This window comes from Marinomonas alcarazii, assembly GCF_003208215.1.
In the GTDB taxonomy this organism is placed as follows: domain Bacteria; phylum Pseudomonadota; class Gammaproteobacteria; order Pseudomonadales; family Marinomonadaceae; genus Marinomonas; species Marinomonas alcarazii.
In genome coordinates this window covers 90,101-102,646 of sequence record NZ_QKLW01000002.1, presented here as the reverse complement: position 1 = coordinate 102,646, position 12,546 = coordinate 90,101, and the positions used below count along the sequence as shown (strand labels likewise).

The 12,546-nt window shown below is 44.3% G+C and carries 12 protein-coding genes; 7 read left to right on the top strand and 5 right to left on the bottom strand.

The window, feature by feature from the left end:
- Nucleotides 1-44 precede the first annotated feature (44 nt).
- Nucleotides 45-1,097: a 23S rRNA (cytidine(2498)-2'-O)-methyltransferase RlmM gene (rlmM, locus tag DFP75_RS05355; RefSeq protein WP_110573040.1), complete on the top strand. Its 1,053-nt coding sequence runs from the start codon at nucleotides 45-47 to the stop codon at nucleotides 1,095-1,097.
- Between the two features lie 102 nt (nucleotides 1,098-1,199).
- Here the strand turns inward: rlmM and DFP75_RS05350 are convergent, their stop codons facing one another.
- Together DFP75_RS05350 and DFP75_RS18565 are read right to left on the bottom strand one after the other, a co-directional pair.
- Complete coding sequence (locus DFP75_RS05350; protein ID WP_110573038.1) at nucleotides 1,200-2,870, bottom strand: L,D-transpeptidase family protein; 1,671 nt, start codon at nucleotides 2,868-2,870, stop codon at nucleotides 1,200-1,202.
- Complete coding sequence (locus tag DFP75_RS18565) at nucleotides 2,867-3,154, bottom strand: YkgJ family cysteine cluster protein (RefSeq protein WP_245926986.1); 288 nt, start codon at nucleotides 3,152-3,154, stop codon at nucleotides 2,867-2,869. Before DFP75_RS18565 ends, DFP75_RS05350 begins: the two co-directional genes overlap by 4 nt.
- A 171-nt stretch (nucleotides 3,155-3,325) precedes the next feature.
- On the opposite strand from DFP75_RS18565, the gene DFP75_RS05345 reads away from it, so the two are divergent.
- Complete coding sequence (locus DFP75_RS05345) at nucleotides 3,326-4,564, top strand: response regulator (RefSeq protein WP_110573036.1); 1,239 nt, start codon at nucleotides 3,326-3,328, stop codon at nucleotides 4,562-4,564.
- A 77-nt stretch (nucleotides 4,565-4,641) separates the two neighbouring features.
- Here the strand turns inward: DFP75_RS05345 and gatB are convergent, their stop codons facing one another.
- Genes gatB through gatC form a run of 3 tightly spaced genes read right to left on the bottom strand, consistent with a single transcriptional unit; the run spans nucleotide 4,642 to nucleotide 7,849 of the window.
- Complete coding sequence (gatB, locus tag DFP75_RS05340) at nucleotides 4,642-6,087, bottom strand: Asp-tRNA(Asn)/Glu-tRNA(Gln) amidotransferase subunit GatB (protein ID WP_110573034.1); 1,446 nt, start codon at nucleotides 6,085-6,087, stop codon at nucleotides 4,642-4,644.
- Nucleotides 6,088-6,089: 2 nt separating this feature from the next.
- The gene (gene gatA / locus DFP75_RS05335) at nucleotides 6,090-7,550 is read right to left on the bottom strand and encodes an Asp-tRNA(Asn)/Glu-tRNA(Gln) amidotransferase subunit GatA (protein ID WP_110573032.1); all 1,461 of its coding nucleotides are present in this window, start codon (nucleotides 7,548-7,550) and stop codon (nucleotides 6,090-6,092) included.
- An 11-nt stretch (nucleotides 7,551-7,561) separates the two neighbouring features.
- Nucleotides 7,562-7,849, bottom strand: a complete 288-nt coding sequence (gene gatC / locus DFP75_RS05330) for an Asp-tRNA(Asn)/Glu-tRNA(Gln) amidotransferase subunit GatC (RefSeq protein ID WP_110573030.1) — start codon at nucleotides 7,847-7,849, stop codon at nucleotides 7,562-7,564.
- 236 nt (nucleotides 7,850-8,085) lie between these two features.
- On the opposite strand from gatC, the gene DFP75_RS05325 reads away from it, so the two are divergent.
- From DFP75_RS05325 to rng, 5 genes are all read left to right on the top strand, one after another.
- Nucleotides 8,086-9,129: a rod shape-determining protein gene (locus DFP75_RS05325; protein ID WP_110573027.1), complete on the top strand. Its 1,044-nt coding sequence runs from the start codon at nucleotides 8,086-8,088 to the stop codon at nucleotides 9,127-9,129.
- Between the two features lie 67 nt (nucleotides 9,130-9,196).
- Entirely contained in the window at nucleotides 9,197-9,982 is a 786-nt protein-coding gene (gene mreC, locus DFP75_RS05320) for a rod shape-determining protein MreC (RefSeq protein WP_245926985.1), read from the top strand.
- Nucleotides 9,979-10,452: a rod shape-determining protein MreD gene (gene mreD, locus DFP75_RS05315; protein WP_110573023.1), complete on the top strand. Its 474-nt coding sequence runs from the start codon at nucleotides 9,979-9,981 to the stop codon at nucleotides 10,450-10,452. Before mreC ends, mreD begins: the two co-directional genes overlap by 4 nt.
- 20 nt (nucleotides 10,453-10,472) lie before the next feature.
- Nucleotides 10,473-11,084, top strand: coding sequence for a Maf family protein (locus DFP75_RS05310; RefSeq protein ID WP_110573021.1), 612 nt, complete (start codon nucleotides 10,473-10,475; stop codon nucleotides 11,082-11,084).
- The gene (gene rng, locus DFP75_RS05305) at nucleotides 11,077-12,531 is read left to right on the top strand and encodes a ribonuclease G (RefSeq protein WP_110573019.1); all 1,455 of its coding nucleotides are present in this window, start codon (nucleotides 11,077-11,079) and stop codon (nucleotides 12,529-12,531) included. The genes DFP75_RS05310 and rng overlap by 8 nt, the downstream gene beginning before the upstream one ends.
- Nucleotides 12,532-12,546 lie beyond the last annotated feature (15 nt).

Sequence of the window (12,546 nt, the reverse complement as noted above, 5' to 3'; positions counted from 1 at the left end):
TGATTAACTTAGTCAGCTTGAATGCTCGCTAAGAAGGAATTTGAATGAAAAATGTGTTGGTTTATTGCCGTCAGGGTTTTGAAAAAGATTGTGCGGCTGAGTTGTCCGAAGTAGCGAGTAGTAAAGGTTTTTACGGCTACGCTAAGGTCGTGCCGGACGCTGGTTATGTTGTGTATAATTTTGATCAGCCTGATGCTGGCGAAACTTTGATCCAGCAATTGAACTTTAATCGTCTTATATTTGCTCGTCAGATTATCGCAGTGAATGATGTGATTGAATTAGAGCAGGGTGGCCGAGTTGAGTCTTTGCTAGAAGCCGCTCGTGAATTGCCGCTCGCAGAAGAAATCTGGATTGAAACAGCAGATACGAATGAAGCAAAGTCTTTGTCTGGTCTGATTAAAAAACTAGAGAAGCCGTTGCGCGAAGGATGGAAAAAGTCAGGCGTTTTGCGCAACAAGGCAGTAGGTGTGCGTCACCATGTGTTTATGTTGGACGGTGAAGCGGCTTACTTAGGTGTGTCATACGCGGCTTGTCGTAGTGAATTTCCGATGGGGATTCGCCGGTTGCGTTTTCCAGCGGCTGGCCCAAGTCGTTCTACGCTTAAATTGGAAGAGGCTTTTTTACAGTTTGTGCCGGAGCAAACGCTTGAGTCTGATCTAACCGAAGGTATGACAGCTGTAGATCTTGGTGCTGCTCCTGGTGGTTGGACTTATCAATTCGTTAAAAAAGGCATTCATGTTATTGCAATTGATAACGGCCCAATGCAAAAAGAATTGATGTCGACAGGTTTGGTTCAGCATGAGAAAGCAGATGGCTTCAAGTACGAACCGCCATACACTGTTGATTGGTTGGTGTGTGATATGGTGGAGCGACCAATTAAAGTGGCAGAGTTGATGGCACACTGGTTGGCAAGTGGTTGGACAAGACGTGCTATTTTTAACTTAAAGCTGCCAATGAAAAAACGTTACCAAGAAGTGTCTTTGTGCTTGCAGACGATAGAGGCAATGCTAAGAAAAGCTGGCGTCGGTTATCAATATCAAATAAAGCACCTTTATCATGATCGTGAAGAAGTCACGGTATGTATTATGGTTCGATAAAGTAGCTTGTTCTTTGAAGCTGAAAGCCTGAACGTGGTTGATGTAAAAATGCCCGATAAGTAGATGATACTTATCGGGCATTTTTATGGTGGTGTTAAGGTTTTAAATGGAGTCTCTTGATCGGAAGGGTGAGTAGCCCATCGCTTCTTCCATTAGAGCATCTCTTTCGTATACATCGTTACGAAACTCCAGCATACCGTTTGCATTAGGAACGACTGTGAAGTACACCAAATACACTGGGATATAGGTAGGCAGTGAGATAACAGTATTGCTTTGATTTTTTAGTGAGTTGTTCATGGCATTGTATTGCTTGCTGCCTTTGGTGATTTCTCTGGCAAACTCAACTGGGTTTTCTAGGCGCACGCAACCTGAACTAAATGCTCTGTCGCTTTCACGAAATAAGTGTTTAGCGGGTGTGTCGTGCAAATAAATTTCATTTTTGTTCGGAAACATAAATTTATATTGGCCTAGGGCGTTGCCTTCATCTGGTTCTTGTTCAAAGCGGAAGGCTAGCTTGTCTTCGCTGATTGCTTGCCAATTGATTTTGGTTGAATCAAGTTCTTTTGCACCAATGCTCCAGCTAGAGAAAACTTTATAGCCATGTTTTACGAGATAATTTGGGTCTGCTTGCAGTTTTGGTAAAAGGTTTTCTCTGGCGATACGATGCGGTACACGCCATGTTGGATTAGTGACCATATAGGTCATTAAGCCTTTAAACACAGGGGTTTTCCTGTCAGGTTTACCAATAACGGCTTTCATTGAGGTGAGTTCGCCATTTAGGTGCATATCAACCGTGTAGTTGGTCAGGTCTACCCAGATACGGTTTGCTTCTAATTCGCTTGGTAGCCAGCGCCATCTCTCTAAGTTATAAGCGATTTGCTTGGCTCTGGTTTCAAGTGGAACGTTTAGCATTTCAATTGTCCGAGAGCCTGCAGCGCCATCCGCTGTTAGGTGGTGGCGACGCTGAAAGCGCATCAATGCTTCTCGCAGACGTGCATCAAATTGCTCTTCGTTAACTTTGCGGGTAGAAAAGCGAATGTCGCCAAGTTGTACTAGCCTTGCTCTTAATTGAGCGACTCTTGGTCCTGTATCGCCAAGGGATAAAGGTACACCAGCGCTAACGAAAATATCACTTTCTTTTGCAGCTAGGTCTTGGTAATAAACCAGCCATTTTTGTAAAACTTGATATTGTGGGCTGCGTGGTGACAGAAGTTGCAGTGAATTTACCATGTCGGTTGCAGAGTCGAGATACAGTAAATCTTTCCAGGTGTTGCTTGGCGCATCAAGTTGCCAATTTGGGTCTATCAGCTGAGGTTCGTAGCGGCCATTGCTAATGTCATGGGCGTAGCTGGTTAAGGCAATAGTCGAAATGACATCCATCTCTGCTAGTTGCTGAGGTGTTGGGCTTTTTAGGGCTAAATATTCTTTGATAATCCCAGCATGGTAATGAATGGGATTTAGACCTTGGCTTTGAGATTGCTCTAGAATATCAACGAGCTTATAAATCGACATGTTGATTTTTTTGTCTTGAATCCAAATTGGATCGTAGCCGCGAGCTTCATAGGCTTCAAGGACTGTGTTGTTGGGTAGTGCTTGCCCAGCCACAGGGGTGAAAGCATTAAGGGCGAGTGATACTTGCTCTTTTACGCTGCTTTCTATTTGTGATTCACTTGGAGGAACAACAATGAATTGTTTGCTTGTATTTGAGGTGGAACAGGCTCCGAGCAATAAGCTAACACAGAGTAAAGGTAGAAGGTGCTTCGCTGGTATCATTGATATTTCCTTTTTAATAAGCCAGTGTTGATTGGGCTAGTTTCATCTTCCAAATGGGTCAATATATAGAGTGCTTCTTCGCGGTTAGTTCCGCATATGTATTCTTCGGCACTAAATTTGTCGCATACCTCTGGTCTTGAGGGGTCGCCAAATATAGCGCAGCGATAATCTGCAAGTAGCTGTATGCAAGGCTCTCCAGCGGCTTTTCCATTTGGCATACCTGGTATAGGAGAGCTTATGGATGGGGCTGTACAGCATGCTCCGCAATTTTCTCTGCATTGCATATATAGAACCGCCTTGCATTTAGTTAGATTAAGTTAATGTTAAGTATTGTCTGATTTTTACAAAACCATGATGTAGAGTAAGTATTTTAGAGTATCGGAATCGTGGGTCATAGGGGATAATTTAAAAATATTCAAAAAGTATGGCCTTACTTTTTATATTGGGAATTGAGCATGGTAAAGGAAAGAAAAATATTAGTCGTTGAGGACGGTCCTGTCGATTTGAAGGTTCTCCATCATTTGCTTTCCCAAACGGCTTTGTTTACACCGATTTTGTGTACTTGTTACAAAGAAGCTGAAGATAAATTGGCGCATTCTGGTGAAGAATATTTTGCAGCGATTGTTGATCTTAACTTGCCTGATGCGCCAAATGGCGAGATTGTTGATCTGATTTTATCTCGTAGAATTCCCTGTGTGGTGCTGACTGGGAACTTTGATGATAACTTGCGGCTAAGACTGCTTAATAAAGGGGTTTTGGACTATATTACCAAAGACAGCCGTTACTCTTTTAATCATGTGATCAAGGTGATTGAACGCTTGAATCGTAACCAAGGTGTTAAAGTGTTGGTTGCTGAAGACTCCTCTACCAGTCGGTTGTTTATCAGAATATTGTTGGAGCAATATTGCTTTAATGTCGTTGAGGCCGAGAATGGTCAGGCTGCTCTGGCTAAGCTTGAGGAAGATTCTGATATTCGCATGTTGATTGCAGATTATAATATGCCTTTGGTTAATGGTTATGATCTTGTTCGTATGCTTCGTTATAACTCCCGCTTTCAAGATCTGGTGATTATTGGTTTGTCAGCAGAAGGAGATAATACGTTATCGGCCAAATTTATTAAGGCAGGTGCCAATGATTTTCTCAAGAAGCCTTTTTATCACGAAGAGTTTCATTGTCGGGTTATACATAGTTTAGAAGCGCAGGAGATGCTTGAGACTATACGAAATCTGGCGAATATCGACCCTTTGACCAAATTAAAAAATCGTCGCTGCTTGTTTGAAGAAGGGGAGTTGCTGCTCAGTGACAATGCTTCGGATGTTTCCCTAGCGATGTTTGATATCGACCATTTTAAGCAAGTTAATGATACATACGGTCATCAGGTTGGGGACAGCTTGCTTGAGTCGGTTGGTCGAGAATTTATCGACGCGTTTCCTGGTGTGTTGCTTGGTCGTTTTGGTGGAGAAGAGTTTTGTGTTGTTGCAAAAGTAGCAGGCCAAGAACTACAGGATAAAGTGAATGCTTTCTTGGAAACTTTACGTTTAAAGGAGTTTACGGAAGGTAAAATTCGTTTGGCTTTCAGTGTTGGTATTTGCAGCGATAAAGTCGATACGTTCGAGGAGTTGATTCGAATAGCAGAGCAGAATTTGCACGAAGCGAAATGTTCTGGTCGAGATCGAATTGTCGCCAGTTTTTGATGTGTGATTACGTAACTCAAGCGCAATAAAAAAAGCCGCACTCATGGTGCGGCTTTTTGCATTGTAAATGAGCGATTTTAGCCTTTCAGCATCTTGGTCAATATAGGGTTCACCAAACCTGGATTGGCTTTGCCTTGCGATGCTTTCATAACTTGCCCAACAAAGAAGCCGATCATTTTCTTCTGCTTGTCTTCGTCTGCTGCGCGGTATTGCTCAACTTGAGCGGCATTAGCGTCTAAAATAGTTTGGATCATGGCTTCGATCGCGCCAGTATCTGTCACTTGTTTTAGGCCTTTGGCTTCGATGATTTCATCGGCAGAGCCTTCGCCGTTCCATATGGCTTGCAACACATCTTTTGCTGTTTTGCCATTGATGGTGTTGTCTTTAATTCGAACGAGCAACTCGCCAAATGCTTTAGCGCTAACTGGTGCGTTTTCAATTTCTAGCTGTTCTTGGTTAAGAAGCTTGCTTAGTTCGCCCATTACCCAGTTTGCCGTCAGTTTAGCGTCTGCCACAATGGTATTGGCTGTTTCAAAAAAGTCCGCCATGGCGCGCGAAGAGGATAGGACGTTGGCATCGTATTCGCTTAGTCCATACTCGCTTTGGAAGCGTGCCGCTTTTTGGCTTGGCAGTTCTGGTAGCGTTGCTTTAATGCCGTCTACGTATTCTTGCGTCAGTACTACTGGAAGTAGATCTGGGCATGGGAAGTAGCGGTAATCGTTCGCGTCTTCTTTTGAACGCATGCTGCGAGTTTCGTTTTTTTCTGGGTCATACAGGCGTGTTTCCTGAATGATGCGACCGCCGTCTTCTAAAATGTCTGCTTGACGCTCGATTTCAGTGTAAATGGCTTTTTCGATAAAACGGAACGAGTTGACGTTCTTAATCTCGGTGCGTGTACCGTATTCTTGCTGTCCTTTTGGTCGTAGCGATAAGTTGATGTCGCAACGCATAGAGCCTTCTGCCATGTTGCCATCACAAATGCCTAGGTAAGTCACAATAGAGTGAATCATCTTAACGTAAGCAACCGCTTCTTTTGCAGAGCGAATATCTGGCTCAGATACGATTTCCAATAAAGGTGTGCTAGAGCGATTTAGGTCGATGCCTGTCATTCCTTGGAAGTCTTCATGCAAGGATTTCCCTGCATCTTCCTCAAGGTGCGCGCGAGTGATGCCGATACGAGAAGTGGTTCCGTCGTCAAGCATTACATCTAGATAGCCTTTGCCCACAATAGGGTGATCCATTTGGCTGGTTTGATAGCCTTTTGGAAGGTCTGGGTAAAAGTAATTTTTACGAGCAAAAACGGATGACATGCCGATTTCGGCATTAATTGCATGGCCAAACATAACCGCCATACGCAAGGCTTCCTTGTTGAATACAGGTAATGCACCAGGCATACCTAGATCAACCAGTGTGGTTTGTGTGTTTGGTTCTGCGCCAAAGCCAACGGCAGCGCCAGAAAACAATTTTGATTTTGTAGAGAGCTGAGTATGAATCTCAAGGCCGATAACAACTTCCCAGTTCATGCTTATGCTCCTTTTGCCATAGTTGGTGTTTGTAAATGCCAATCAGTGTGTTGCTGATACTGATGCGCTACGTTTAATAGCTTGGCTTCGGCAAAATAATTACCCATTACTTGTAGGCCGACAGGCATGCCATTGGCAAAGCCAGCTGGAACAGACATCGCTGGGATACCAGCAAGGTTGACGGATAGCGTATAAATATCTTCTAGATACATGGCAACTGGGTCGCTGGTTTTACTGCCAAGACCGAATGCTGTCGTTGGTGCAACAGGGCCCATGATCACATCCACTTCATTAAGCGCTTTAACGAAGTCTTCTTTGATAAGACGGCGAATTTTTTGTGCTTTTAGGTAATAGGCGTCGTAGTAGCCTTCAGAAAGCGCATAGGTGCCAACCATGATGCGTTTTTGTACTTCACTGCCAAAACCTTCAGCGCGTGAGCGTTTGTACATATCCAGCAAGTCTTTTGGATCGTCGCAGCGATGACCGAAACGAACACCGTCAAAACGAGATAGGTTTGAAGATGCCTCAGAAGGTGCAATTACGTAGTACGAAGGAATGCTAAGCTGCAAGTTAGGCAGTGAAATCTCTTTTACTGTTGCGCCTAGTTTCTCAAACTCTTTTACGGCGGCCATAATGATATCGGCAACTTGTGGGTCTAGGCCTTCACCAAAGTACTCTTTTGGTAAGCCAATTTTTAGACCCGTTAATGGCGCGTTTAGGTTGGCTAAATAGTCTTCAACGGGTGTTTCTGCTGACGTTGAGTCCTTTTCATCAAAACCTGCCATGGCTTGCATTAAGTGCGCGCAATCTTCTGCGCTTTTCGCCATTGGGCCACCTTGGTCAAGGCTGGATGCATAAGCAATCATGCCGAAACGAGATACACGGCCGTAGGTCGGTTTAAGACCAGTAATGCCGCAGAAAGAAGCCGGTTGTCGAATGGAGCCGCCTGTATCTGTGCCGGTTGCTGCTACGGCTAGACCGGCCGCAATGGCAGCAGCGGAGCCACCAGAAGATCCACCTGGAACCATGTCTAGGTTCCATGGGTTTTTCACAGCACCGTAGAAGCTGTTCTCATTGGAAGAACCCATCGCGAACTCATCCATGTTGGTTTTGCCTAGCATTACTGCGCCAGCTTGTTGGATGCGACTGGTTACGGTGGATTCATAGGGCGGAATAAAGTTGTTCAGCATTTTTGAGCCACATGTGGTTAATGTGCCTTCCGTGCAGAATAAATCTTTGTGGGCAATAGGGATGCCGGTCAGGCTAGTGCCTTGGCCATTTTGAATAAGCGCATCAGCTGCGGCTGCTTGTTCAAGAGCGCGCTGCTCGCTAACAGTAATGTAACTATTTAATTGCGGATCAAGCTTAGCGATACGCGCTAAAAATAGGCGCGTTAGCTCAACGCTTGAAATGTCTTTATTGCGCAGCTTTTGCGCCAATGTCGAGATGCTTTGTTCGAACATGCTTGTCTCTCTTAATCGATCACTTTCGGTACTAGGAAAAGGCCAGCTTCGGTCTGAGGTGCGTTTGCTAAGAATGCGTCACGACGGTTTTCTTCGGTGACTATGTCTTCTCTTAAGCGTTGCGTCATCTCAAGTGGATTAGAAAGAGGTTCAACACCATCGGTATCAACAGATTGCATTTGCTCAACGAGTGATAAAACGCTTGAAAGAGAGTGTTGGTATTGATCGGCGTCTGCCTCAGTAAGAGCGAGGCGTGCCAAGTGTGCAATCTTTTGCACGTCTTGTTTGTCTATGGACATGTTCCACCTAAATGTTTTGATTATCGTAAATGCCCGCCATTGTATCTCTTAGTGGTATTGCTATAAAGCAAAGCGGGCGAAAAAGAAGGCATATTTTAGATTTATTAATTTTTTTTGCTAAACAATGAAATACCTTGGAACTTTTTTAACATTTACGCGGAATCAACTTGCCCATTGGCCCCGTCATTGTTACATTTTGACGCTGTTCGTATCGTATTATCAGGGTGTAAGAATTCATGTTTAAGAAAATCAGGGGAATGTTTTCAAGTGATTTGTCAATTGACTTAGGAACGGCAAATACCCTTATTTACGTTCGTGACCGCGGAATTGTGCTAGATGAGCCGTCTGTTGTTGCTATACGTCATAATGGAAACCAAAAAACAGTTGCGTCTGTTGGTACAGATGCGAAGCGCATGTTGGGTCGTACGCCGGGTAATATTACCGCTATCCGACCGATGAAAGACGGTGTTATTGCTGACTTTCATGTTACAGAAAAGATGCTGCAATATTTTATCTCCAAGGTTCATGAAAATAGTTTGTTAAAGCCAAGCCCTCGAGTTTTGGTTTGTGTGCCTTGTAAATCTACCCAAGTAGAACGACGTGCGATTAAAGAATCCGCTTTGGGCGCTGGCGCACGCGAAGTATATATTATTGAAGAACCTATGGCGGCGGCTATTGGTGCAGGCCTGCCTGTTGCTGAGGCGTCAGGTTCCATGGTTATCGATATCGGTGGTGGTACAACAGAGATCGCAATCATTTCCTTGAACGGTATCGTTACATCTGAATCGATTCGAGTGGGTGGTGACCGTTTTGATGAAGCTATTACGACATATGTTCGTCGCCAATACGGTAGCTTGATTGGTGATGCAACAGCTGAACGCATAAAAACAGAGATTGGTATGGCTTACCATACCGGTGAAGAGTTGCAAATTGATGTGCGTGGTCGCAACTTAGCTGAAGGTATTCCTCGTTCTTTCACTCTTAGTAGTACAGAAATTCTAGAAGCTCTTCAAGAACCATTGGCTCAAATTGTACAAGCCATCAAAGGCGTTTTAGAGCAATCCCCACCTGAATTGGCCGCTGATATTGGCGAAACGGGTTTAGTGTTGACTGGCGGTGGCGCTTTGCTGCGTGAAATCGACCGTTTAATTAGCGAAGAAACTGGTTTGCCAGTGATTATCGCTGATGATCCATTAACTTGTGTTGCCCGTGGCGGCGGCATGGCCTTGGAGTTGATGGACAAACATGCTTCTGAGTTGTTTACAGCTGATAACGAATAAGCGTTAGGAGCGTACCATTAATAATTCGCTTCTTTTCAGTGGCAAAGTATCCAGCGCGCGTTTTGTTGTGTTGGTTATTTTGTCTGTTGCAATGATCGTTGCTGATGTGCGTTATTCTGCGTTTTCACAAGTAAGGCCATATCTGACTTTGCTTGTGACTCCTATTCAAGTTGTGGTTAATACTCCTCAAAAAATGTTCAACTGGGCTGGTGAGCATCTAGCGAGTAGGGAAGGCTTGGTTAGAGAGAATAAATCTTTGCAGGCTGAAATTTTACTTCTACGTAGCCGGCAGCAGCGTCTTGAATCTCTGCAGGCCGAAAATGTGCGCTTGCGCGAGTTGTTGGATGCATCCCAGCGGGTTGATGAAAAAGTCGTTATGGCTGAAGTAATCGGTTTTGACCAAAATGCCTACAGCCATAGATTGATGATCGATAAAGGGTTTTCCTCTGGTGCTTATGTTGGTCAGCCTGTTTTAGATGCCACCGGTGTGTTGGGTCAAGTCGTTGAAACTTCCGCTTACAGTAGCCGAGTGCTATTGATTGCAGACGCCAATCACTTTGTGCCCGTGCAGTTATCTCGTACTGGCTTTAGAGGTATTTTACGAGGCACTGGAAGTGTCACCGTAATGGAGCTGATGAGCGTGCCACGTTCTGTCGACATTAGAAAAGGTGATGTGCTTACTACTTCTGGTTTAGATAATCGATTCCCTAGTGGTTATCCTGTCGGTGTGGTTCGCAGTGTGAAATATACACAGGGCAAAGCCTATGCTGATGTGGAAGTTGTGCCTTTAGCTCAATTGGGGCGAAGTCGCCACGTTATGCTAATAGAAAAGCCTAAGGCGGGACGATCATGAAGCCTATCTTTGTATTCTGTATTACCTTGCTAACCGCCTTGATGCTTGAAGCGGTGCCTTTCCCCGGAGACCTTGTCTGGTTCCGTCCTGAGTGGGCTTTGCTGGTTATTTTGTATTGGGTGATTGCCTTGCCTTTCCGTGTTGGTGTCGGCTTGGCTTGGTTTTTGGGCTTAATGGTTGATCTATTACAGGGCGGTATAATCGGTCAGCACTCATTAACCTATGTCATTATTGCCTATACCTGTGCTGTATTTTATAAACGTTTGCGGATGTACCACCGTTGGCAGCAAGGGTTTTTTATATGTATGTTGGTTAGTGTGAATCAACTTATCGATTTCTGGGTTGATCATTACCTTGGTAATGCTGAACCAACATTAATGATATTTATGCCTGCGGTTATTACTGGGGCGTTATGGCCTTGGTCTTTCGTCATACTTCGCAGTGTGCGACGTATTTATGCTATTCGCTAGGTTTATTTTAGGGAAACATTATGCTTGTTTTGGCTTCAGCTTCGCCGAGAAGGAAAGAGCTGCTTAGTCTTTTGGTTAACGATTTTGAGGTGTTGCCTGCCGACATCGATGAGACGCCAAGAGAGCGGGAGGAGGCGAAAGAATATGTTGTGCGCATGGCAGTAGAAAAAGCGCGTGCGGCATCAAAGATGTATACACAGCAAAATCTTCAGTTTGACTCTTCCGTTGTTTTTCTTGCGTCCGATACCAGTGTGGTCGTAGATGGCTGCATTCTTGGTAAGCCAGATTCTCTTGAAGATTCAAGATCCATGTTAAGGCGGCTATCGGGCCGTTCCCACCAAGTCATTACCTCTCTTTGTTTATGTAATATTGACCTTGAGCATGTTGCTACTAAATGTGTTGTAAGTGATGTGGTTTTTCGTGATATCTCAGACGTAGAAATAGACTTGTATTGGAAGACGAATGAGCCTAAAGACAAGGCTGGCTCATACGGTATTCAAGGTTTGGGTTCTATTTTCGTACGCACTATGTCAGGATCATATTCTGCTGTTGTTGGGCTGCCCCTGTATGAAACGGCTGAATTGTTAGCCCAATTCGGAATTCATTCGCTAGAGGAAATGTCACATGAGTGAAGATGTACTCATTAATGTTACTCCTATGGAGATTCGCGTTGCTCTAGTTGAGAACGGCGTGTTGCAAGAAGTCTATATAGAGCGCTCAAGTCGTAAAGGGATTGTTGGCAATATTTACCAAGGCAAGGTTGTACGTGTTCTTCCAGGTATGCAAGCGGCATTTGTTGATATTGGCTTAGAGAGGGCGGCTTTTATCCATGTGTCAGAAGTCGTGAGCCGTGATGCTGTTAACCCAAGTGATCAGATTGGTGATTATTTGCGTGAAGGGCAATCGTTAGTGGTTCAAGTGACAAAAGACCCTATTAGTTCAAAAGGGGCACGGTTAACAACTCATCTTTCTATTCCTTCTCGTTACTTGGTTTATATGCCAGATCAAGCACACGTAGGGGTGAGTCAACGTATTGAAGATGAGGTTGAGCGTGAGCGTCTTAAAACGCTCGTATCTGAAGCTCTTACTGATGCGGATGAAAACAGTGGCTATATTCTAAGAACAGCAGCAGAGCGGGCTGGTGAAGAAGAAATTCTTTCAGATATCAAATTCCTAACCCGTCTATGGCAATCCGTTAAGCGTCGTATGCAAAATGCGAAGGCGCCCTCTATTATTTATGAAGACCTTCCGCTGCATTTGCGTACCATGCGTGATTTGGTAGGGCTTTCGACAGAAAAAATTCGTATTGATTCGAAAGAGAATTACGCTAAGTTGCGCTCTTTTGCTGAAGATTTCATTCCAGATCTTAGAGACCGTATTGAGTATTATCCTGGTGAGCGTCCAATCTTTGATTTATACAGTGTTGAGGATGAGATTCATAAGGCTTTAGACCGTAAGGTACAGTTGAAGTCGGGTGGCTATTTGTTGGTTGAGCAAACGGAATCTATGACCACTATCGATGTTAATACGGGGGCCTTTGTCGGGAGTCGAAACCTTGAAGAGACTATCTACAAGACGAACCTTGAGGCTGCTACGGCAATAGGTCGACAACTGAGGTTGCGAAATCTTGGTGGTATCATCATCATAGACTTTATTGATATGGAAGATGAAGAGCATAAGCGTCAAGTTCTACGTATGCTCGAGAAAGTATTAGATGCAGACCATGCTAAAACCAAAATTACCGGGGTTTCTGAGCTTGGTCTGGTAGAAATGACAAGAAAAAGAACGCGTGAGAGTCTGGGGCAAACCTTGTGTGAGCCTTGTCGTTCTTGTCGGGGGAGTGGGCTTGTTAAGACACCGGAAACCGTATGTTATGAGGTGTTCCGAGAAATTTTAAGAGCGGACCGAGCATATAACTCTCAGACATACACTGTGTTGGCTGCGAGCGCTGTAGTGGAAAGGTTTCTTGATGAAGAAAGTGTTGCTGTTGCTGAATTGGAAGCATTCATCGGCAAAACTATCCGTTTTCAAGTGGATTCTGTTTATACGCAAGATCAATATGATGTTGTTTTGCGTTAACTAAAAAGGACGTAA

Excerpts from the sequence above, each read along its gene's own strand:
- DFP75_RS05325 (WP_110573027.1), top strand. The coding sequence starts at position 8,086 with ATGTTTAAGAAAATCAGGGGAATGTTTTCAAGTGATTTGTCAATTGAC.
- DFP75_RS05345 (WP_110573036.1), top strand. The coding sequence starts at position 3,326 with ATGGTAAAGGAAAGAAAAATATTAGTCGTTGAGGACGGTCCTGTCGAT.
- gatC (WP_110573030.1), bottom strand. The coding sequence starts at position 7,849 with ATGTCCATAGACAAACAAGACGTGCAAAAGATTGCACACTTGGCACGC.
- DFP75_RS05310 (WP_110573021.1), top strand. The coding sequence starts at position 10,473 with ATGCTTGTTTTGGCTTCAGCTTCGCCGAGAAGGAAAGAGCTGCTTAGT.
- gatB (WP_110573034.1), bottom strand. The coding sequence starts at position 6,087 with ATGAACTGGGAAGTTGTTATCGGCCTTGAGATTCATACTCAGCTCTCT.
- DFP75_RS05350 (WP_110573038.1), bottom strand. The coding sequence starts at position 2,870 with ATGATACCAGCGAAGCACCTTCTACCTTTACTCTGTGTTAGCTTATTG.
- gatA (WP_110573032.1), bottom strand. The coding sequence starts at position 7,550 with ATGTTCGAACAAAGCATCTCGACATTGGCGCAAAAGCTGCGCAATAAA.
- mreD (WP_110573023.1), top strand. The coding sequence starts at position 9,979 with ATGAAGCCTATCTTTGTATTCTGTATTACCTTGCTAACCGCCTTGATG.
- rng (WP_110573019.1), top strand. The coding sequence starts at position 11,077 with ATGAGTGAAGATGTACTCATTAATGTTACTCCTATGGAGATTCGCGTT.
- DFP75_RS18565 (WP_245926986.1), bottom strand. The coding sequence starts at position 3,154 with ATGCAATGCAGAGAAAATTGCGGAGCATGCTGTACAGCCCCATCCATA.
- rlmM (WP_110573040.1), top strand. The coding sequence starts at position 45 with ATGAAAAATGTGTTGGTTTATTGCCGTCAGGGTTTTGAAAAAGATTGT.